General features: G+C 68.6%; 18 protein-coding genes. 7 read left to right on the forward strand and 11 right to left on the reverse strand.

The features are described from left to right. Positions 1–4: 4 nt before the first annotated feature. The 5 genes from BM372_RS09265 to BM372_RS09285 all read right to left on the reverse strand — a co-directional run bounded on the left by BM372_RS09265 (position 5) and on the right by BM372_RS09285 (position 2,862). Positions 5–196 carry a hypothetical protein gene (locus BM372_RS09265; RefSeq protein WP_090954389.1) on the reverse strand — a complete coding sequence of 64 codons (192 nt, stop codon included), beginning with the start codon at positions 194–196 and terminating at the stop codon, positions 5–7. Positions 197–283: 87 nt separating this feature from the next. Further along, a complete protein-coding gene (locus tag BM372_RS09270) occupies positions 284–595 on the reverse strand; it encodes an AzlD domain-containing protein (RefSeq protein WP_090954391.1) in 312 nt (103 codons plus the stop codon). Beyond that, positions 592–1,434, reverse strand: a complete 843-nt coding sequence (locus BM372_RS09275; protein WP_256214142.1) for an AzlC family ABC transporter permease — start codon at positions 1,432–1,434, stop codon at positions 592–594. Before BM372_RS09275 ends, BM372_RS09270 begins: the two co-directional genes overlap by 4 nt. Beyond that, positions 1,395–1,841 (reverse strand): DoxX family protein, encoded by a 447-nt coding sequence (locus BM372_RS09280; RefSeq protein WP_090954393.1) that lies wholly within the window; start codon positions 1,839–1,841, stop codon positions 1,395–1,397. The genes BM372_RS09275 and BM372_RS09280 overlap by 40 nt, the downstream gene beginning before the upstream one ends. 121 nt (positions 1,842–1,962) lie before the next feature. Next, positions 1,963–2,862 (reverse strand): glycerophosphodiester phosphodiesterase, encoded by a 900-nt coding sequence (locus tag BM372_RS09285; RefSeq protein ID WP_090954395.1) that lies wholly within the window; start codon positions 2,860–2,862, stop codon positions 1,963–1,965. A gap of 50 nt (positions 2,863–2,912) precedes the next feature. Between BM372_RS09285 and BM372_RS09290 the strand changes: the two genes are divergently transcribed. Continuing rightward, a complete protein-coding gene (locus tag BM372_RS09290) occupies positions 2,913–4,250 on the forward strand; it encodes a DUF445 domain-containing protein (RefSeq protein WP_090954398.1) in 1,338 nt (445 codons plus the stop codon). Between the two features lie 24 nt (positions 4,251–4,274). On the opposite strand, the gene BM372_RS09295 is transcribed toward BM372_RS09290, so the two are convergent. Both BM372_RS09295 and BM372_RS09300 read right to left on the reverse strand, forming a co-directional pair. Then, positions 4,275–5,024, reverse strand: a complete 750-nt coding sequence (locus tag BM372_RS09295; RefSeq protein WP_090954400.1) for a LamB/YcsF family protein — start codon at positions 5,022–5,024, stop codon at positions 4,275–4,277. After that, a complete protein-coding gene (locus BM372_RS09300) occupies positions 5,015–5,839 on the reverse strand; it encodes a hypothetical protein (protein ID WP_256214143.1) in 825 nt (274 codons plus the stop codon). Before BM372_RS09300 ends, BM372_RS09295 begins: the two co-directional genes overlap by 10 nt. A gap of 136 nt (positions 5,840–5,975) precedes the next feature. On the opposite strand from BM372_RS09300, the gene BM372_RS09305 reads away from it, so the two are divergent. From BM372_RS09305 to BM372_RS09325, 5 genes are all read left to right on the forward strand, one after another. Further along, positions 5,976–7,280, forward strand: a complete 1,305-nt coding sequence (locus BM372_RS09305; protein WP_090954402.1) for an MFS transporter — start codon at positions 5,976–5,978, stop codon at positions 7,278–7,280. A gap of 190 nt (positions 7,281–7,470) precedes the next feature. Next, complete coding sequence (locus BM372_RS09310) at positions 7,471–8,418, forward strand: ABC transporter ATP-binding protein (RefSeq protein WP_256214144.1); 948 nt, start codon at positions 7,471–7,473, stop codon at positions 8,416–8,418. A 19-nt stretch (positions 8,419–8,437) separates the two neighbouring features. Further along, entirely contained in the window at positions 8,438–9,253 is an 816-nt protein-coding gene (locus BM372_RS09315; protein ID WP_090954591.1) for an ABC transporter permease, read from the forward strand. A 26-nt stretch (positions 9,254–9,279) separates the two neighbouring features. Continuing rightward, positions 9,280–10,416: a sensor histidine kinase gene (locus BM372_RS09320; protein WP_218160860.1), complete on the forward strand. Its 1,137-nt coding sequence runs from the start codon at positions 9,280–9,282 to the stop codon at positions 10,414–10,416. After that, complete coding sequence (locus BM372_RS09325) at positions 10,413–11,021, forward strand: response regulator transcription factor (protein ID WP_090954409.1); 609 nt, start codon at positions 10,413–10,415, stop codon at positions 11,019–11,021. The genes BM372_RS09320 and BM372_RS09325 overlap by 4 nt, the downstream gene beginning before the upstream one ends. Positions 11,022–11,098: 77 nt before the next feature. On the opposite strand, the gene BM372_RS09330 is transcribed toward BM372_RS09325, so the two are convergent. The 4 genes from BM372_RS09330 to BM372_RS09345 form a co-directional block, all read right to left on the reverse strand. After that, positions 11,099–13,429, reverse strand: a complete 2,331-nt coding sequence (locus BM372_RS09330) for a glycoside hydrolase family 65 protein (protein ID WP_090954411.1) — start codon at positions 13,427–13,429, stop codon at positions 11,099–11,101. Between the two features lie 53 nt (positions 13,430–13,482). Beyond that, complete coding sequence (locus tag BM372_RS09335) at positions 13,483–14,226, reverse strand: HAD family hydrolase (protein ID WP_090954413.1); 744 nt, start codon at positions 14,224–14,226, stop codon at positions 13,483–13,485. A 190-nt stretch (positions 14,227–14,416) separates the two neighbouring features. Then, positions 14,417–15,427, reverse strand: a complete 1,011-nt coding sequence (locus tag BM372_RS09340; RefSeq protein WP_256214145.1) for a LacI family DNA-binding transcriptional regulator — start codon at positions 15,425–15,427, stop codon at positions 14,417–14,419. Between the two features lie 291 nt (positions 15,428–15,718). Next, complete coding sequence (locus BM372_RS09345) at positions 15,719–16,336, reverse strand: alpha/beta hydrolase (RefSeq protein ID WP_090954417.1); 618 nt, start codon at positions 16,334–16,336, stop codon at positions 15,719–15,721. A gap of 354 nt (positions 16,337–16,690) precedes the next feature. Between BM372_RS09345 and BM372_RS09350 the strand changes: the two genes are divergently transcribed. Next, the gene (locus tag BM372_RS09350; protein ID WP_090954418.1) at positions 16,691–16,954 is read left to right on the forward strand and encodes a DUF6458 family protein; all 264 of its coding nucleotides are present in this window, start codon (positions 16,691–16,693) and stop codon (positions 16,952–16,954) included. The last annotated feature ends 503 nt before the right edge of the window (positions 16,955–17,457 follow it).

Below are 17,457 nucleotides of genomic sequence, written 5' to 3' on the forward strand. Positions count from 1 at the left end.
GGCACTAGCCTTCCGCTGGTTTTTCTTTCGCTTCGAGCAGGTGCTGCTGCAGCTTCTCCTCGGATTCCCGGCGGCGGCGGGCCACATCGCGCAGTTCCCTCGTGGACTCGGTCCCGGCGGAAGCAATCGTCCCGTACTGCTTGCCGCGCTGGTCGTTGCGCGGCTCAGCATCCTCCGGTTCGTTCCGATCGCTCATGTTCGAATGCTCCCATGCGGTCCACGGGGCAAGTAGGGACTAAAGACCATTCCGGCCGACGGCGGGCGGTAGCCCGCCTGCTACAGCTCAGTCCCAGCCCAGGAGCCTCAGTCCCGCGGCCGCGGCGGCTCCGACGATCACCACTACCAAAAACGGTGCCCGGAACCACAGGGCGAGGGCCGCCGCGGCCAACGCGCCGAGCCGGGCGTCCAGCGCGAGGGACTGGCCCGTGGCAACAGCATTGACCACCGTCAGGGATGCCAGCAGCCCGATCGTCATGGTCCCGGCAATTCGTGACATCCGTGGGTTGCGCAGCAGGCTGGCCGGCACCAGGTATCCGAGCAGCTTCCAGGCGTAGGCCAGCAGGCAGGAGAGCAGCAGCCAGGTCCAGAGGTTCATGCGGTGCCTCCGTCGCGGTCGGCGGGCAGGTCTCCCGTGTGGCCCGAAGGGTCGGCGTGGCCGGTGTGGTCTGTGTGGCCGTGGCGCTGCTCGTGGTGTTCAGCGTAGGGATCGACGTCGGGTTCGAGGCCCTCGTCGCTGCGGGCGTGGCTGAACCAGCCGATCCCGGCAGCGACGACGGCGGCGACGAGGATCGGCACTCCGGGAGGGACGAACGGCACGGCCAGCACGGTGGCCAGCGCGCAGACGACCGCGATGGCCACAGGTTCCCTGCCTTTGAGCCGCGGCCAGAGCAGGCCCAGGAACGCTGCGACGGCGGCGCCGTCGAGCCCCCACTGCTTGGGGTCACCGAGCGCGCCGCCCGCGAGCGCGCCCAGGGCGGTGAAGAGGTTCCAGAGGACGAAGACGCCGATGCCGGCAGTCCAGAAGCCGCGTTTCTGCTCCTGCGGGTCAGTCTGCCCGGTGCTGGTGGCCGTCGATTCATCGATGGTCAGCTGCGCAGCGGCAAACCGGCGCCACCCACGCGGCTGCAGCAGCGCGTTGATCTGCATGCCGTAAATGCCGTTGCGCATGCCCAGCAGCGTGGCGGCACCCATGGCGGCGACGCCGGATCCGCCTCCGGCCACCACGCCGATGAAGGCGAACTGGGAGCCGCCGCTGAACAGCAGCAGGCTCAGGGCCATGGTCTGCCAGAAATCGAGGCCGGAGGTTACGGACAGCGCGCCGAAGGAGACGCCGTAGAGACCGGTGGCTACGCTGATCGACAGTCCGATCCGCACCGCCGGCGACTGCAGAATTTTCACGGCCGCCGGTTCCGCTTTGCCAGGGTCCAGGCCCATGCGATGAGGGGCGCCTGGAGCGGCAGGCGCAGCGTGTGTATCTGGCGCCCGCGCCGCGTGCCCTCCGGCCCGTAGGCTGTCCGCAGGGCATCAAGGTGGCCGGCGAGGAACACGGTGAACAGGGCTGTGACGCCGGTCGCGGAGGCGGCCCGGGTGGCCGGGATCAGGAGCCCGACGGCGGCGGCCGCTTCCAGCAGTCCGCTTGCCGCTACCCATTCCTCGCGGGAGAGCACGGCGAGCGGGCCGTTGCGCCGCTCGCCGGAGTCGTTCCGGCAGAGGGCGTCGGGAACCACCTGGTGGAAGAATTCAGGCTCGCGGAAGTGCTTGGCCGCGCTGGCGAGCAGCAGGGCACTCATCGCCGCCGCGGACAACGTGTGGAGGGTCCGGCCGGACCAGCGAAATGGCATGCAACCACTCAACCACAGCGGCTACGCCGGTTGTAATCCGCCCGGCTGCTGTCCGCCCGCTTGGTCAGCACGGACCGCGGAGCGCCCGGACCGGCGCAGGAGCCTGAACGCCGACGGAAGGCTACCGGGGAGTCTGGGTGTGGGGCATGAGCTGGGACAGGACCTGGGCCGGGCAATTTGTGGTGATCTCATGGACCCCGAGCTCCCTGCACCGTTCGACGTCGGCTTCGGCGTCAACCGTCCACACCCGGAGCCGGCGCCCCGAGCCCCGCCAGCGCCGCACAGCTTGCGGGTGGGCGCGGACGTATCCAATGCCGGGGCCGGCGATGCCCGCCTCAGCCGCATCCAGGATCCGTTCGCCTTCGGACCGCGCGGCCCGCATGACGTTGGCCAGGGCGCTTCCGGTCACGACGCCCAGGCGCAGTTCCTCGCGGATGTCGGCGACCTTGACGTCGTCCACGAGCTGGCAGACGGCCTCCGTCGGCACGGTCTGCAGCAGGTGCTTGACGGCGTCGGGGCTGAAACTCATGAAGGAAACCCTGATGTTCGCGAGCATCGACGTTGCCGGGTCCCAGCCCTCGTTCCGCAGGACTTCGAGGACACGGTCCTCGAGACGGAGCTGGTACGGGCTGGGGTGTTTCAGCTCAATCGCCAGTCCAATTCTGCGGCCGGCCGCGCGCAGGATATCGAGCAGCTCCGGCAGGGTCAGGAACTGCTCGCTCCTGGCGCCGTAGGCCTCCGGGATCCGCGCTCCCTTCCAGGAGGAGAAATCCAGCCGCCGGAGTTCTGCCAAGGTCCGGTCCGCGACCTGCCCTGTGCCGTCCGAGGTGCGGTCCAAGGTGGCGTCGTGCAGCAGCACCACATGCTGGTCCCGGGTCAGGTGGACATCGCACTCCACACCGTCGGCGCCGTCGGCGATTGCCTGCAGGTACGCGGCCCGCGTGTGCTCGGCGAAGGCCCTGCTGGAGCCGCGGTGGGCGTAGACCTGAGGACGGGCTGCGGCGGACTCGTCAGTCGTCATGGTGCCACGTTAGCGGACGGCCGGTTCCCCGGCGGGTCTAGGCTGGGCTCATGCAGGTTAATACTCAGCCAAGCTCCCTGACCGATGCCGCGGGACTTCCGGGCGGCGTTGAGCAGGACGGCACCGCACGACGGCGGTCCGCGGCGGCCGGCGACGCCGAGAAGGCAGCGGCACTTCGCCGAATGAAGCTCCTGGCCCTGTCGCTCCTGATTGTCATGGCCGTCATTTTCGTCATCGCGTTCGCCTTCCAGAAGCAGTATCCCTGGCTCGAATACGTCCGCGCCGCGGCCGAGGGCGGCATGGTCGGTGCCCTCGCCGACTGGTTCGCCGTCACGGCCCTGTTCAAGTACCCCATGGGAATCAAGATCCCGCACACCGCGATCATCCCCCGCCGCAAGGACCAGATCGGTGCCTCGCTGGGGGAATTCGTGGAGACCAACTTCCTCTCCGAGCAGGTGGTCCAGGAGAAGCTGGCGTCCGCTGACATTGCCCGGAAGGCGGGCGCCTGGCTGTCCAGTCCCGGCGGGCCGGACCGGGTTGCCAAGGAGGGTGCCGCCGTCATCCGCGGCGCGTTCAAGGTCCTCAACGACGACGACGTCCAGGCCGTGATCGAGGCAATGGTCCGCAAGCACCTGCTCACCCCGCCGTGGGGACCGCCAGTGGGCCGGCTCGCCCAGCGGATCTTCGACGACGGGCACCACCATGCGCTGGTGGACCTGCTGGTGGACCGCGCGGTGGACTGGGTACGGGACAACCAGGAAACGGTCAACAGGCTGGTCACCGACCGTTCCCCAACGTGGGTGCCGTCGTTCGTGGACGGGCTCGTGGGCGACAAGGTGTACGTGGAGATCCTGAAGTTCACCCGCGCCGTGCAGTCCGACCCGCAGCACCAGGTACGCCGTTCGATCGACAAGTATCTCAAGGACCTCGCGCAGGACCTGCAGCACGATCCGGTCATGATCGCCCGGGCCGAGGGCATCAAGGCCCAGGTGCTCGGCGACCCTGAGGTCCGGGAGCTCGCTTCGCGCACCTGGGACACCATCAAGACGGCGCTGCTGACCGCCGTCGATGATCCGCACAGCGAACTGACCGTCAAATTCAAGGCGGCCGTGCATGACTTCGGCACCCGGCTGGTGGTCGATCCCGAGCTCGCCGGCAAGGTGAACGCCTGGATCGGCGACGCCGCGGGCTATCTGGTCAAGACCTACCGCTCAGACATCGCCGGAGTCATCACGGAGACGGTAGCACGTTGGGATGCCGAGGAGACCTCCCAGAAGATTGAGCTGCAGGTGGGCAAGGACCTGCAGTTCATCCGGCTCAACGGCACAGTGGTGGGGGCCCTGGCCGGGCTGGCCATCTTCACGGTGGCGACCCTGCTGTTCGGCTGACACGCTCCCGGCCCGCGAGTCGGTTCAGGCGAAACTCTCCAGCTCCACGCCGGCCGCCTCCAGGGCCCCGCGGATCGCGGTGGCCGTGGCAATGGAGCCGGGCGTGTCGCCGTGGAGGCACAGCGAGTGCGGCTCAATGCGTAGGACAGTGCCGTCGACTGCCTCCACTTCCCCCTTCGTGGCGAGGCGGACGGCCCGCTCCGCGATCTGCCCGGCGTCGTGCAGCACGGCACCGTCCTGCAGGCGCGGCATGAGGGTGCCGTCCGGGAGGTAGGCGCGGTCCGCGAAGGCTTCGGCGAAGACGGGGTGGCCGGCGTCCCTTGCGATGCCCAGCAGGGCCGAACCGTGGAGGCCCAGGACGGGGAGCCCGGGGTCGTAGGCCTGGATGGCGGCGATCACGGCGGACGCCTGTTCGGCGTCGCGCACGGTGCGGTTGTAGAGCGCGCCGTGCATCTTGACGTAGTCCACCGAGGCGCCGACGGCATGGGCGACGCCGTCGAGGGCGCCGAGCTGGTACAGCACCGCGCCGAACAGATCATCGAAGGTCATGTCCAGGGCGCGCAGGCCAAAGCCGGCCAGGTCCGGATAGCCGACGTGCGCCCCCACCCGGACGTCGAGCTCGTAGGCCGCCCTGCAGGTGTCCAGCATGGTCACCGGATCGCCGGCATGCAGCCCGCAGGCCACGCTGGCGCTGGTGACAAGCGGGAACATGGCCGCGTCCTCACCCATGGTCCAGGTGCCGAAGGACGCCCCCAGGTCAGCATTCAGATCCAAGGCTTGCCGCCGTCCCTGTCTGGGGTCCGCCGGCGGTCCGGAGCGATTCGGTACTCGCCCAGGTCCTGCAGGTCGCCCGGAATCGTCTCAGGCAGGGACCCGAAGGCTTCCTTGGCATTCGCGACCACCGCGCGGCCCATCACCCGGTTGCCCACTCCGCCGACGACGGCGCCGATGCCGAAGGGCAGGGCACGGCCCAGCCAGGCTGTGCCCTGGGTCTTGAGCAGGGAGCGCAGGAACATCGTCTGGATCTTGGCCCGCGCGGTACCGAAGCCGGCGAGGGGAACGCTACGGGTGAAGGCCGTGGTCCAGGCCTGGGTGGGCCCCTTGCCCCGGCCCGCGGCTTGTCCGCTAAGCGAGCTCAGCAGCTGGGTGCCTTCCTCGCCGAGCATGATCGCCATGACCAGCGTGCTGGCCCTGTCCGGATCGACCATCCGCACGCCGTGCAGTTCGGCGAGCGAGGTGGAGAACAGTGCGGTGGCTTCGAGGAAGCCGACGGCCGCCGCCGCCGAAAGGCCCAGGGCGGCCGCAGTTCCGACGCCCGGAATCACAGCCGCTCCGCCGACCACCGCCCCGCCGCCGGTGACGGCCAGCAGGTAGTCCCGTTCCAGGATGGCGGCGAGCTCCGCCGCCGTGGCGTGCGGATGCCTGCGCTGGAGCCGGCGGATGTTGGCCAGCACCAGCGGACGCTGGACTTCCACGGCGCGCAGGAGCATGTTGTGGAGGCCGGGCCGGGGCTGGCCGGCGGCGTCGAACATCGCGCTGTGGGCTGTTTCCTGAGCAATTTTCATTGCCGGGTTGCTGCGCTTGGCCATGATCGCCTCTCGTCGGAACCGTAAAAGTAAGTTCACTTAACATTAGGGCACCGACAGCGCCGGGGCACCGCTGGGCCGACTCAGCCCCCGGGCAGACTCCGGGCCCGGCTCCAGACCGGTCGCTAGACTGGGGCGCATGCCCGCCCTGCGAGCCCTCCGCCCCTTCGCGCACCGGGAGTACCGTGTGCTGATCACGGCCCTGGCGATCTCCATCTTCGGTTCCGGGATGTGGGCCGTGGCGATGGTCTATGAAGTGATCTACCTTGGGGGCGGACCCCTGGAGCTCTCGCTCGTGGCTGCCGCAGGCAGCGTCGGACTGGTTGCGTTTCTCCTGGTCGGCGGGATCGCCGCGGACCGCCTGCCCCAGCGGCTCCTGATCATCGCGGTCGAGGGGACCAACCTCGCCGTCATTGCCGCCGTCAGCGGGCTGGCTGTGGCGGGCTTGCTGCAGCTCTGGCATCTGGCGCTTGGCGCTTTTGTGCTCGGCGTCGGGGCGGCGTTCTTCTTCCCTGCGTACTCCGCCATTTTGCCGCGGATCCTGCCGGCCGAGGACCTGCTGGCGGCCAACGGCATGGAGGGGACCCTGCGGCCGATTCTGCAGCAGGCCGCCGGTCCCGCCGTCGCGGGGATCCTGGTGGCCGCGCTGTCCCCCGCTTACGCTGTTACGGGCGTGGCGGCCTGCCACCTGACGGCCTTCGCGATCCTGAACCTGCTCCACCGCCAGGCCGGGCCGGGGTCTGCGGACAGGGCAGGCGGGCAGGCGGACGCAACTGCCGCGTCCTTGCGAGAGGACCTCCGCGAGGGCGTCAGCTACACCCTCCGGACGCCCTGGCTGCTGTGGACCCTGCTCTGGGCCTGCATCTCCGTGCTGTTCCTCATCGGCCCCATCGAGGTCCTGCTCCCCTTTGTGGTCCGGGACCAGCTTGGCGGGGACGCGCGGATGTTCGGCTTCCTGCTCGCCATCATGGGCGCCGGCGGCGCAGCGGCGTCGCTGGCCACCGCCTCGTTTCCGCTGCCGCGCCGCTACCTCAGTGTGATGATGGTGTCCTGGGGGGCCGGCAGTCTGCCGGTCGCCGCCGTCGGAATCATGGACAGCTTCTGGGCCGTGGCATCAGCCTTGTTCATCTTCGGCGCCACCGGCGGCGTGGGCATGGTGATCTGGGGGACCTTGCTGCAGCGCCGCGTGCCGCCTCATCTGCTCGGCCGCGTCTCCAGCCTCGACTTCTTCGTCTCGCTGGCCCTCATGCCGTTCTCCATGGCCCTCGCCGGGCCCGTGGCCGAGGTGGTGCCGCTGTGGCTGATCTTCCTCGTGGCCGGGACCGTGTGCCCGGCGATGGCCGTCGTCGCGATGGCGGCCGCCCGGATGCCGGCCGACGAACTGGCCCATCCCCTGGCCGGAGGCGCGGAAGAACCCGCCAGTGGTGGCCTGGTCAGCGGCTAGGAGCGCAGCGTCTCAGACGCTGGCGCGCACGGCCCCCGCGGACTGCCCACACTACTGCGCTAGCACCGCGATGACATTTGTCATGCCCGATAGGTGATGGAAGTACGGGGGCGCGGGGCGGCGGCGCCGGCAGGATCAAAGGGTAAGCGGGGCTGATGCTCCGGCCACGAAACGAGAGAACCCTCCACCCATGTCAGAAAATCTCATGGTCCGCCCGATGGTGGGCGCACCCGGCGCCACGCCCGCGGCTGTTGAAGCCTCCGGCTTGCGCAAGTCCTTTGGAAACGTGCAGGCGGTCGACGGCGTCGACCTGCACATCCGGCCCGGCGAGATCGTGGCCTTCCTCGGCCCGAACGGCGCCGGCAAGACCACCACGATCGACATGCTCCTCGGTCTGGGCAAGCCGGACAGCGGCGAAATCAGCATTTACGGGGCAACACCACGTGCCGCCATCGCCCGCGGCCAGGTCTCCGCGGTGATGCAGACCGGCGGACTGCTCAAGGACCTCACCGTCCGCGAGACCGTCCGGTTGACTGCTTCTCTCTTCGCTGACAGCCGCCCGGTCGACGAGGTGCTCCAGCGGGCGGGCATCCTGGAGATCGGCGACCGGCTCGTGGAGAAGTGCTCGGGGGGCCAGCAGCAACGCCTCCGCTTCGCCATGGCCCTGCTCTCCGACCCCGGGCTGCTGATTCTCGACGAGCCCACCACCGGGATGGATGTGGAGGGGCGCCGGGACTTCTGGTCCACAATCAGGAGCGACGCCGCCCGTGGCAGGACCGTTATCTTTGCCACCCACTACCTTGACGAGGCCGATGCATACGCGGACCGTATCGTCATGATCCGCCGGGGCCGGATCGTGGCTGACGGCACGGCCGCAGAAATCAAGGCCCTGGCCGCCGGGCGCACTGTGCGTGCCACCGTGACCGACCTCGAGCAGGCGGCCGTGGCCGCCGTCGATGGTGTGGATTCCGTTGCTCTCCATGGCGGGCAGCTGACGGTCCGGACCCGCAACTCCGACGCCGTCGCCCGTTACCTGCTGACCCGGACCGACGCCATCGACCTGGAAATTACCTCACATAACCTCGAGGACGCCTTCCTGGCACTGACCTCGGATGACCCCGGCGCGGCCGGAGAATAGCGCGGAGACGATTCCTGACATGAGCACACTTCCTCTTCCCGGCAGCATCGCCGTCGAACGCCGTGTCCCGCCGCTGGGCGGCTTCAACCTCACACTGCTTCAGATAGAGCTGCGACGGCGGCTGCGCAACAAGCGCACCGTGTTCTTCACCGTGGCCTTTCCCGTGATCATGTTCGTGCTGATCGGGGCGAAGTACACCAACGAACCCCTGGACCCGGGCCAGCCGGTCAGTGCCGGCGGAACCTCGGTCGCAGCCTACGCAATGATCTCGTTCGCCGTGTACGGAGCCATGCTCGCCTCCACGGCAGCCGGCGGCGCCGTCGCGCTGGAACGCGCCCTGGGCTGGAGCCGGCAGCTGCGGATCACCCCGCTGACGCCCGCCGCGAACATCGCGGTGAAGATCCTCGGGGGCCTGGTGCTGGGCCTGCTCGCCGTGCTCGCCACCTTTACCGCCGGTGTCGCAACAGGGGTTCGGATGCCGTGGCAGGTGTGGATTTTGGCCGGGCTGGCTGCCTGGCTCGGATCGCTCGTGTTCACGGCCCTCGGCCTATTGGTTGGCTACCTGGTGCCATCCGAAAACGTCATGCAGTTCATGGGCCCGGTGCTGGCATTCCTCGCCTTCTTCGGCGGAATCTTCATGCCGCTGAGCGAGCTGCCGGAACTGTTGCAGGCGGTCGGCGTGTGGACACCGACGTACGGGATCGGTGAGATCGCCCGCGCCCCGCTGTCCGGCGAGGCGTTCAACTGGCTCGCGGTCGGCAACGTCCTGCTTTGGCTTGTCCTCTTCGGCGCCGGCGCCGCGCTGGCGTTCCGGCGCGACACCAAACGCGTTTAGCCCAGGCCCGCCCCTAAGGTAGCCATATGAGTTGCTCGAACGAAACTTGGACCGCGCCGGGACCTGACGCGGGGACGGACTGGCGCTCCGCGCTGGCCCAGCCCCGCGCCCGGCGCTGGTACATCGGCGCAGGCGTCTCGGCTCTCCTTTGGGGAACGGGTGCGTGGACGGCCCGCATGGTGGACGACACCCCGGTGCTGCTCAAGCTCGCCATCGGAGCCAACATGGTGGCGCTGTTTGTGGTGTACGCCGCGCTCCCGCCGCTGAGCTGGGGGCGGACGCTGAAATTCAAGCTCGCCGCGTTCGGCGTCCTGCTCGCCGTCGACCTCCTGCTGTTTCTGACTCTGGGTCCGGAGTCCTCATGGACTTGGACCTTTGTTGCGGTGGCGGCAGCGATGCAGGCGTACCCGGGCCGGACCGGCTACTACCTGATCGCCGGGCTCAGCGCTTCTGCCCTGCTGCTGCAGCTCGCCGCCGGCGAAGCCTGGGAGCAGGCTCTGGTGCAGCCGGCCATCATTCTGTCCGGCGGACTCATGATGCATGCCTTCGGCCGCCAGACCGAGACAGTCCGGCAGCTGCGCAGCGCCCAGAACGAGCTGGCCGCACTCGCCGTTGCCGAGGAGCGGAACAGAGTGGCCCGGGACATGCACGACATTCTGGGCCATTCGCTCACCGTTATCGCCGTCAAGGCAGAACTCGCGGGCCGGCTGATTGCGATCGCTCCGGAGAAGGCCGCTGTGGAGGTTGCGCAGCTGGAGGACCTGGCCCGCGGCGCCTTGGCGGATGTCCGGGCCACAGTCAGCGGACACCGCGGCGTGAACATCAGCTCCGAACTGGCCAGCGCCCGCAGCGCGCTGGAAGCGGCTGGGATCGAGCCGCAGCTTCCGGGTGCGGCGGACGAGGTTCCGGCGAAGTCCCGGGAGCTTTTCGGGTGGGTCTTGCGGGAAGCGGTGACCAACGTGGTGCGGCACTCGGGTGCGGACCGGTGCACGGTTACCCTGAGCGGAAGCGCGATCCAGATCGACGACGACGGCCGAGGCCCGGCCGGGGCTTCCGCCGGCGGTGGCCTGCGGGGCCTGAGGGAACGCGCGGCTGCGCACGGGGCGACAGTGAGCCTTGGCCCCTCCCCGATGGGCGGCTTCCGTGTGCGGGTGAGCGCATGATCCGGCTGCTGATCGCGGACGACCAGGCCCTGGTGCGCGGCGCCATTGCTGCGCTGCTCGGCCTGGAACCCGATATTGAGGTTGTGGCCGAGGTGGGCCGCGGCGACGAAGTGCTGGCCGCCGCGCTGGAGTCCCGCGCCGATGTGGCGTTGCTCGACGTCGACATGCCGGGGCTGGACGGCATAGCCGCGGCCGCCGAGGTCCGTGCCGCGGCGCCGGCCTGCCGTGTCTTGATGGTCACCACCTTCGGCCGGCCCGGCTACCTCCGGCGGGCACTGCAGGCCGGTGCCGGCGGATTCGTCGTCAAGGACACCCCGGCCCGGCAGCTCGCCGACGCCGTCCGCAGGATCCACCGCGGGCTGCGCGTTGTGGACCCGGCCCTCGCAGCCGAGACACTGACCAGCGGGGAAAGCCCCCTCACGGGGCGAGAGACGGACGTCCTCCGGGCAGCATCCCACGGCGGGACGGTCGCCAGCATCGCCCAGGCCACGTTCCTGAGCGAGGGGACCGTCCGCAACTACCTCTCCAGCGCCATGGGCAAGACAGGTGCCCGCACCCGGGCCGAGGCCGTGCGCGCGGCGGAGGACAACGGCTGGCTCCTCTAAGCAACGCGGGGTCACTTCCGGCCCCTTCGGAGGGGCCTTATGGGCGGTAAGTGACTCCGCGTTGCCTTGGCGGAGCGTCAGACGCTGGCGCGAACCACCGGGATCGACGCCGTCGGCGGACCGCTGGGGAAGACCGTGGGTTCGGGGGCCGCGAGGGGCGCCAGCGGTACGCGGACCGGCTCGCCGCCCACGGCGAGCAGTTCGCCGCGCACGTCGACCTCCAGCGAGGCGCCGTCGCGGACCGCCAAGGTGATGGACTCCTGCGCCAACGCGACCTGCAGGAGCCGGCCCTGGATCTTCAGGTGGAACGCGAGTCCGTCCCATTCGGCGGGCAGTCGCGGGTCGAAGTACGGCACGGCGCCCTGGTCCCGGAGACCGGCGAAGCCGCTGACCAGGGAGCTCCACACCCCGCCGGTGGAGGCGATGTGCACGCCGTCGATCGTGTTGCCGTGGGTGTCGTCGAGGTCGATGAACAGGGCGTGCGTGAAGTGGTCCAGCGCGGCCTTGCCGTAGCCGACCTCGGCGGCCATGATGCCCTGGACGCAGGCGGACAAGGTGGAGTCCCCGGTGGTGATGGGATCGTAGAAGTCGAAGGCGCGGCGCTTTTCCTCGGCGGAGAAGTCCTGCCACTGCAGGAACATGGCCAGCACGGTGTCCGCCTGCTTCAGGACCTGGTGCCGGTAGATCACCAGCGGGTGGAAGTGCAGCAGCAGCGGGTACTTGGACCGCGGCGTCGTCCAGTCCCACGGTTCCAGGGTCATGAAGTCGTTGTCCTGGGAGTGGACCTGAAGGTCCTCGTCGTACGGTATCTGCATACGGTTGGCGGCCTGCTCCCAGAGCTGGCGCTCGGCGTCGCTGACCTCGGGGTAGTTCAGGCCGGCTGCGGCGCGGAGGTTAAAGCGGGCCATGACGTTGGTGTAGAGGTTGTCGTTGACGACGGCGGTGTACTCGTCGGGGCCGGTGACGCCGTGGATGTGGAAGAGCCCGTCCTTGCCGAAGAAGCCCAGGGACGCCCACATCCTGGCGGTTTCGATCAGCAGCTCCGCACCGAGGGTTTCCTGGAATTCGGTGTCTCCGCTGGCCCAGATATACCTGTTGGTGGCGAACGCGATCGCGGCGGCGATGTGGAACTGGGCAGTGCCGGCCGCGTAGTAGGCGCTGGCCTCCAGCCCATTGATGGTGCGCCAGGGAAACAGTGCTCCGTCGACGCTGAGTTCCTTGGCACGGATCTTGGCCTCGGGCAGGAGGTCATGGCGGAATTCCAGGACCTGCCGGGCGTTGCCCGGGTTGGTGTAGGTCAGGTAGGGCAGCAGGTACACTTCCTGGTCCCAGAAGTAGTGGCCCTCATAGCCGGAACCGGACACGCCCTTGGCCGGGATGCCGGCCACATCGGCGCAGGCTGTGGCCTGGGCGAGCTGGAACAGGTTCCAACGGATGCCCTGCTGCAGCTCGGACTGTCCCGCCACCACGATGTCGCTGGTTTTCCAGTAGTCGCGGTAGTGGGCCTGGCTCTGGGCGAAAATCTCGCTGAGCGGCTTGAGGGCGGCTTCGGCGTTGTCCGTCAGGTCCTCCGCGGCCTGACCCACGGCGTAGCTCACGCTCTTCTCGAGCACGAACGGCGCGTCGGCGCTGACGGCGAGCACGTAGCGGACACTGCTCTCGTCCTGGTCCACCTGGGTGGCAAAGGGCTGCACTTCGGCGGAGGTCCAGTGGTCCACGGCCATGCCAAGCCGCTGCTTGGATTCCGCCGCTTCCCAGGACATGCGCAATGAACCGTCGGCGCCGTCGAGCCGCAAGGGCAGCAGCACGCGCCCGGCGTGCCGGCCGGCGCGGCGCGGATCGTGGGCGGAGTGGTCCTCCACCGGCTGGTCCTGGCGGTTGATGACGGAGGACGTGACGTCCGCGGAGATATCGCGGTCGGCGGCCACTTCGAGGCTGATGCCAAGCGCGCCGCGGGATTCGTAGCCGACGGCACGGCGCTCGGTGGTGGTCACGGTGGCGCCGGACCGGCACTGCCACATGATCCGGCACTCGTAGACGCCGCTGGCGAAGTCCACGCTGCGCCGGTAGTCCAGGACGGTGGACTCGTCCAGGCTCAGCTGCTCGCCGTCGATGATGACGGTGAAGTTGTTGGCGTCGGGAATGTAGAGGATCCGCTGCCCGGTCCGGGCGAACCCGTAGGCGTTCTCCGCGTGCTTGATGTCCCAGGTCTCGTGGAAGCCGTTGATGAACGTGCCGGGAAGGTCGGCGTCGGCTGCGGCCCAGTGTGCGCCGCGGATGCCCAGGTGCCCGTTGCCCAGGCTGAACAGGGTCTCCAGGGTGCCGGCGTTGCCGGGGAGATGGACCGTCTCGACCAGCTGCCAGGGGTCGTTGGGAAACCGGGCGCGGTCCGAGGTGATAAGAGCCATGGTTCAGGGGTTCCTTCGGGCGGGATTAAGCAGTGCGGATTGGCGGGTGCGGGCTAGAGCAGTTCGGCGAGGTCGTTGACCACTACCGTGGCGCCGGCGTCGAGGAGCGTCTGCCGGCCGGCTCCGCGGTCGACGCCGATCACCGAACGGAAGGTGCCCGCACTGCCGGCCTGGACGCCGGAGACGGCGTCCTCCACCACGACGCAGTCCTGGCTGGGCAGGTCCAGGAGGCGCGCGGCATATTCATAGGTGGCCGGGCTGGGCTTGCCGGGCAGCCCCTCGGCCACGGCGACGACGCCGTCGACCACCACCGGGAAGTAGTCGGACAGACCGGCGGCCTTGAGCACGGCCGGGGCGTTCCGGGAGGAGGAGACGACGGCGAGCTTGAGTCCGCGCGCCAGCGCGGCGTCGACGAACCGGACGGAGCCCTCGTACGGCTGGACTCCGCCGGCCTCCACGATGTCGTTGAAGACTTTGTTCTTGCGGTTGCCGAGCCCGTGGACGGTCTCGTTTGCTGGGTCGTCGTCCGCCGGGCCCTCGGGCAGCACAATTCCGCGGGAGGCCAGGAAGTCCCGGACGCCGTCGAACCGCGGCTTGCCGTCGATGTGGTCAAAGTAATCGCTCTCGCGGTACGGGGCTGCGTCCGGGACCGAGGCCAGATAGCCGTCGAAGAGCTGCTGCCACGCGTGCTCGTGCACCACCGCGGTAGGCGTCAGGACGCCGTCGAGGTCGAAAAGGATGGCGGACGCGCCGGAGATGGCACCGGCCAGTCCGGAGGTGTCGGGAACTGCGGTCATGGTCAAAGTCCTTTCAGACGGCGGACAGGCAAGACAACGGGTAGGACGCGGATATGGAGATGGGGCGGTTCTGGAGTGCTGGCTGGAATGCTGGCGCACGCCTGCGGGCGCCGGGTGAAGTGCTGGCGCGCATCTGCGGGCGCCGGGGCCGGGCGCGGTGCGGACGGCCCGGGGAAAGCGCCGCCAGCCTTCAGCGGCGGCGGCGGGTGCTCTTGCGTTCTATGAGCTTCGTTTCCAGGGTGTGGTGCGACGGGGGGTTCGGGAGCCCCGAGCGGTGAAGTCTTTCAATCAGGAGGTTGGCCGCGAAGGCGCCCTGATCCGCTACCGGCTGGGCGATTGTGGTCAGCCCCAGGAACCAGCTCATCTGATGATCGTCTATTCCTATGATGGACACGTTTTTCGGTGCTGACAAACCGAGATCCCTGAGGGCCATGAGTGCGCCGAAGGCCGTTTCGTCGCAGCCGGCGAAAACCGCGGACGGTACGCGGCGGTTTTCCATGAGTTCCGTCATGGCCCTGCGGCCGCCCTCAATGCTGGATCCGGCGTTGATCACGAGGTCCGGGTCGACCGTCAGTTCGTGCTCGGCCAGGGCGCGTTCGAAGCCTCGGCGCCGATCGCCGGCGGTCACCAATGACGGCGCCCCGGCTTCGCTGCCCGCGAGGATCGCGAGGTCCCAGTGGCCCAGCCCCAACAGGTGGTTCGTGGCCGTGCGGGCGGCTTCCTCGTTGTCGATGCCCACGTTGTCCCACGGGACGTCGTGCATCCCGACGCTGGCCACGGCGAGGCCCGACTCGGCGAGGGCTGCCATCTCGGCCGCGTCGAGGGCGATGTTGAGTAACAGCACGCCGTCGACCCGGTGGGACAGCCCGGCAAGGTCGCCGAAGAGTTTCTGCTGCACGCTGGGCCGGTTCCGGAGGCTGATCAGCACGGTGTCGTAGCCGCTGTCGGCGAAGACTTCCTCGGCCGCTTCCACGGCCTGGGCGAAGAACCAGGCGGTGGCCGTGGGGGCGATGATGGCCACGGAGCCGGTGCTGCCGCCGGCGAGGCGGGAGGCGGCGGACGAGGCCTTGTAACCGAGCTTGGCTGCGGCATCGCTAACCCGGGCCTGGGCTCGTTCGGAGATGTTGGGCAGGTTCCGCAGCGCCCGGGAGACGGTGCAGATGGAGAGTCCGGAGAGCGCTGCGACATCTTGGATTGTCACGCGCGGAGTTCTAGCCTCGAGCACTGGGCCCAGCCCTTTCTTCCCCTGAAGTAGTAAGCCCGGTGTTCATGGCCGAGGTTGATTGTAAGCGCTTACATTTTTTTCGCGCAAGTGGAGGATTGCAGGGGTTGGGCGGGAAGCGGCGGACCCGGGGCCGCCTCGCTGGCCGCGGGTCCGGCCTGGGCGGGTGCCCGCCGCGCGGGTTGGCGCGGGTTGACCACGGGTTGGCCGCCGCCATCTAGCGGGAACCGGTCTAGCCAGAACCGGGGCGGCCGGCCGTGCGGGTTGGGGTTAGCGCAGGACGTAGTGGCGCAGGAACGCGGCAACGTCCACCAGCTCGGCCTTGGAGATCGTGTGGCCCATGCCCGGATAGGTCCGGGCCGTCAGCTGCGTATGCCGGTGCAGCCAGTCCGCGGTGTGTTCGGTGGCGGCGTCATTGATCACGACGTCGGCCTTGTCCCGGCCCCAGAAGAACGGCGGCCGGGCGTCAAACGATTCGCTCATGGCAAGGAGTTCGTTATCGAGGACAAAGCCGGACAGCCCAACGACGGCACGGAACTGTTCCGGCCGGAGCCGCAGCAGCGTGCTGGCCATGGCCATTCCCTGCGAAAAACCGAGCAGGCTGACGCTGCTGTGCCGGGCCTTGACCGACTCGATCCAAGCCAAAACCGTGTTGGTGGCCGCGATGACGTCGGCAAAGTCGTGGGTCAGGAAATAGTCCAGGACGAACCAGCCGTAGTAGCCTCCGAAGTCCTTGGGTCCGCGCAGGGCGGCGCAGCTGAACTCCGCTGGCAGCGAGCCGAACAACTTGGACATGCGGGATTCGTCCGTGCCATAGCCGTGGAGCATCACCAGCAGCGGCGTGCCGGCGCGTTCGTGTTCGGGTTTCGACCAGAGGACCGTTTCCATGGGCCCAGCCTATCCAGCACGGGCTGCCGTTCCGCTCCCCTGCCTGGTTGCAGGGGCGCTTCCGCCATGGAAACGAACCTCCGCCGCCTCTGCTTGGCTCCACACACAATGCGCCACGGAAACGGACTTCCGCGGCTCGGATCCGCGGGGCGTACGACCGAAAACGGTGCGCCCGTGCTGCCACGGTGCGCCTGTCCGGACCGGGTGCGACGATCCGAAAACACCGCCGACGTCGGGAAACGGCGGAAATTCCTTCTTGGCTGGTTGATTGAAACAGCCAAGAAGGGGTTGTAGCGTGACACCGGACAGCATGCTTGGCATCCTCATCTGGCCCGAGGCATCAAGGAGCACGTTATGAGACTCGGTTCCGCGATCTTCCTCATCGCCATTGGCGCCATCCTCGCCTGGGCCGTCGCCCCGGGGCTGATCCCCAATGTGAACCAGACCATGATTGGCTACATCCTCATGGTGGTCGGTGTCATTGGGCTCATCGCGTCACTCGTCATGGCCTCCCCCGGCCGCGGCCGCTCGCGCCGGGTCAGCGAAAGTCGCACTGTAGTAGACCCGAACACAGGCGAGACGGTCACCCGCAATGAGAGCCGCGACGCAGACATCTGAAACTCGCCCGCAGCCTACGCGGCGCGGAAACCCACGACCCGATAGCCGGGCCGGACTTTGAAGCGGGACCGGCGTCTGCCCGGAAAACTGGTCATGCCCTCCAGGATCCGCCCCCACGAGTGCCATGTCCCGCGCACATCGTGGACCCGCGCACACCGTCGAACCGCTGGACATGTCCCCTCCATCCCAAGATGCCATCTGAAGAATGGACATGTTCCGCGCAGCCCGTGCCAAAGAATGGACATATCCCACGCAACGGACGACGAGCGGACATGGACCGTAATTGCCCACTCCTCGAGGCAACCACTGGACATGTCCCCGGTGATCGCGCCCGACGAATGGACATGTTGCTCGCGTTGGAGAACCACCGGACATGTCTCTCGCGGCGCCTTCCATCCGGCGGACATGTCCAGAGGCCCGCCCCACCACTGGACATGTCCCGTGCGACCCCACGACCTCCCCTGAGGAATGGACATGTGCCCCGCAGCCCGATCCAAAACGGG

The organism is Arthrobacter sp. ov118 (assembly GCF_900116495.1).
In the GTDB taxonomy this organism is placed as follows: Bacteria; Actinomycetota; Actinomycetes; order Actinomycetales; family Micrococcaceae; genus Arthrobacter.

What these genes read in the sequence shown, in the direction of transcription:
- BM372_RS09265 (WP_090954389.1), bottom strand. Translation starts at nt 196, where the DNA reads ATGAGCGATCGGAACGAACCGGAGGATGCTGAGCCGCGCAACGACCAG.
- BM372_RS09270 (WP_090954391.1), bottom strand. Translation starts at nt 595, where the DNA reads ATGAACCTCTGGACCTGGCTGCTGCTCTCCTGCCTGCTGGCCTACGCC.
- BM372_RS09275 (WP_256214142.1), bottom strand. Translation starts at nt 1,434, where the DNA reads ATGGGCCTGGACCCTGGCAAAGCGGAACCGGCGGCCGTGAAAATTCTG.
- BM372_RS09280 (WP_090954393.1), bottom strand. Translation starts at nt 1,841, where the DNA reads ATGCCATTTCGCTGGTCCGGCCGGACCCTCCACACGTTGTCCGCGGCG.
- BM372_RS09285 (WP_090954395.1), bottom strand. Translation starts at nt 2,862, where the DNA reads ATGACGACTGACGAGTCCGCCGCAGCCCGTCCTCAGGTCTACGCCCAC.
- BM372_RS09290 (WP_090954398.1), top strand. Translation starts at nt 2,913, where the DNA reads ATGCAGGTTAATACTCAGCCAAGCTCCCTGACCGATGCCGCGGGACTT.
- BM372_RS09300 (WP_256214143.1), bottom strand. Translation starts at nt 5,839, where the DNA reads ATGGCCAAGCGCAGCAACCCGGCAATGAAAATTGCTCAGGAAACAGCC.
- BM372_RS09305 (WP_090954402.1), top strand. Translation starts at nt 5,976, where the DNA reads ATGCCCGCCCTGCGAGCCCTCCGCCCCTTCGCGCACCGGGAGTACCGT.
- BM372_RS09310 (WP_256214144.1), top strand. Translation starts at nt 7,471, where the DNA reads ATGTCAGAAAATCTCATGGTCCGCCCGATGGTGGGCGCACCCGGCGCC.
- BM372_RS09315 (WP_090954591.1), top strand. Translation starts at nt 8,438, where the DNA reads ATGAGCACACTTCCTCTTCCCGGCAGCATCGCCGTCGAACGCCGTGTC.
- BM372_RS09320 (WP_218160860.1), top strand. Translation starts at nt 9,280, where the DNA reads ATGAGTTGCTCGAACGAAACTTGGACCGCGCCGGGACCTGACGCGGGG.
- BM372_RS09325 (WP_090954409.1), top strand. Translation starts at nt 10,413, where the DNA reads ATGATCCGGCTGCTGATCGCGGACGACCAGGCCCTGGTGCGCGGCGCC.
- BM372_RS09330 (WP_090954411.1), bottom strand. Translation starts at nt 13,429, where the DNA reads ATGGCTCTTATCACCTCGGACCGCGCCCGGTTTCCCAACGACCCCTGG.
- BM372_RS09335 (WP_090954413.1), bottom strand. Translation starts at nt 14,226, where the DNA reads ATGACCGCAGTTCCCGACACCTCCGGACTGGCCGGTGCCATCTCCGGC.
- BM372_RS09345 (WP_090954417.1), bottom strand. Translation starts at nt 16,336, where the DNA reads ATGGAAACGGTCCTCTGGTCGAAACCCGAACACGAACGCGCCGGCACG.
- BM372_RS09350 (WP_090954418.1), top strand. Translation starts at nt 16,691, where the DNA reads ATGAGACTCGGTTCCGCGATCTTCCTCATCGCCATTGGCGCCATCCTC.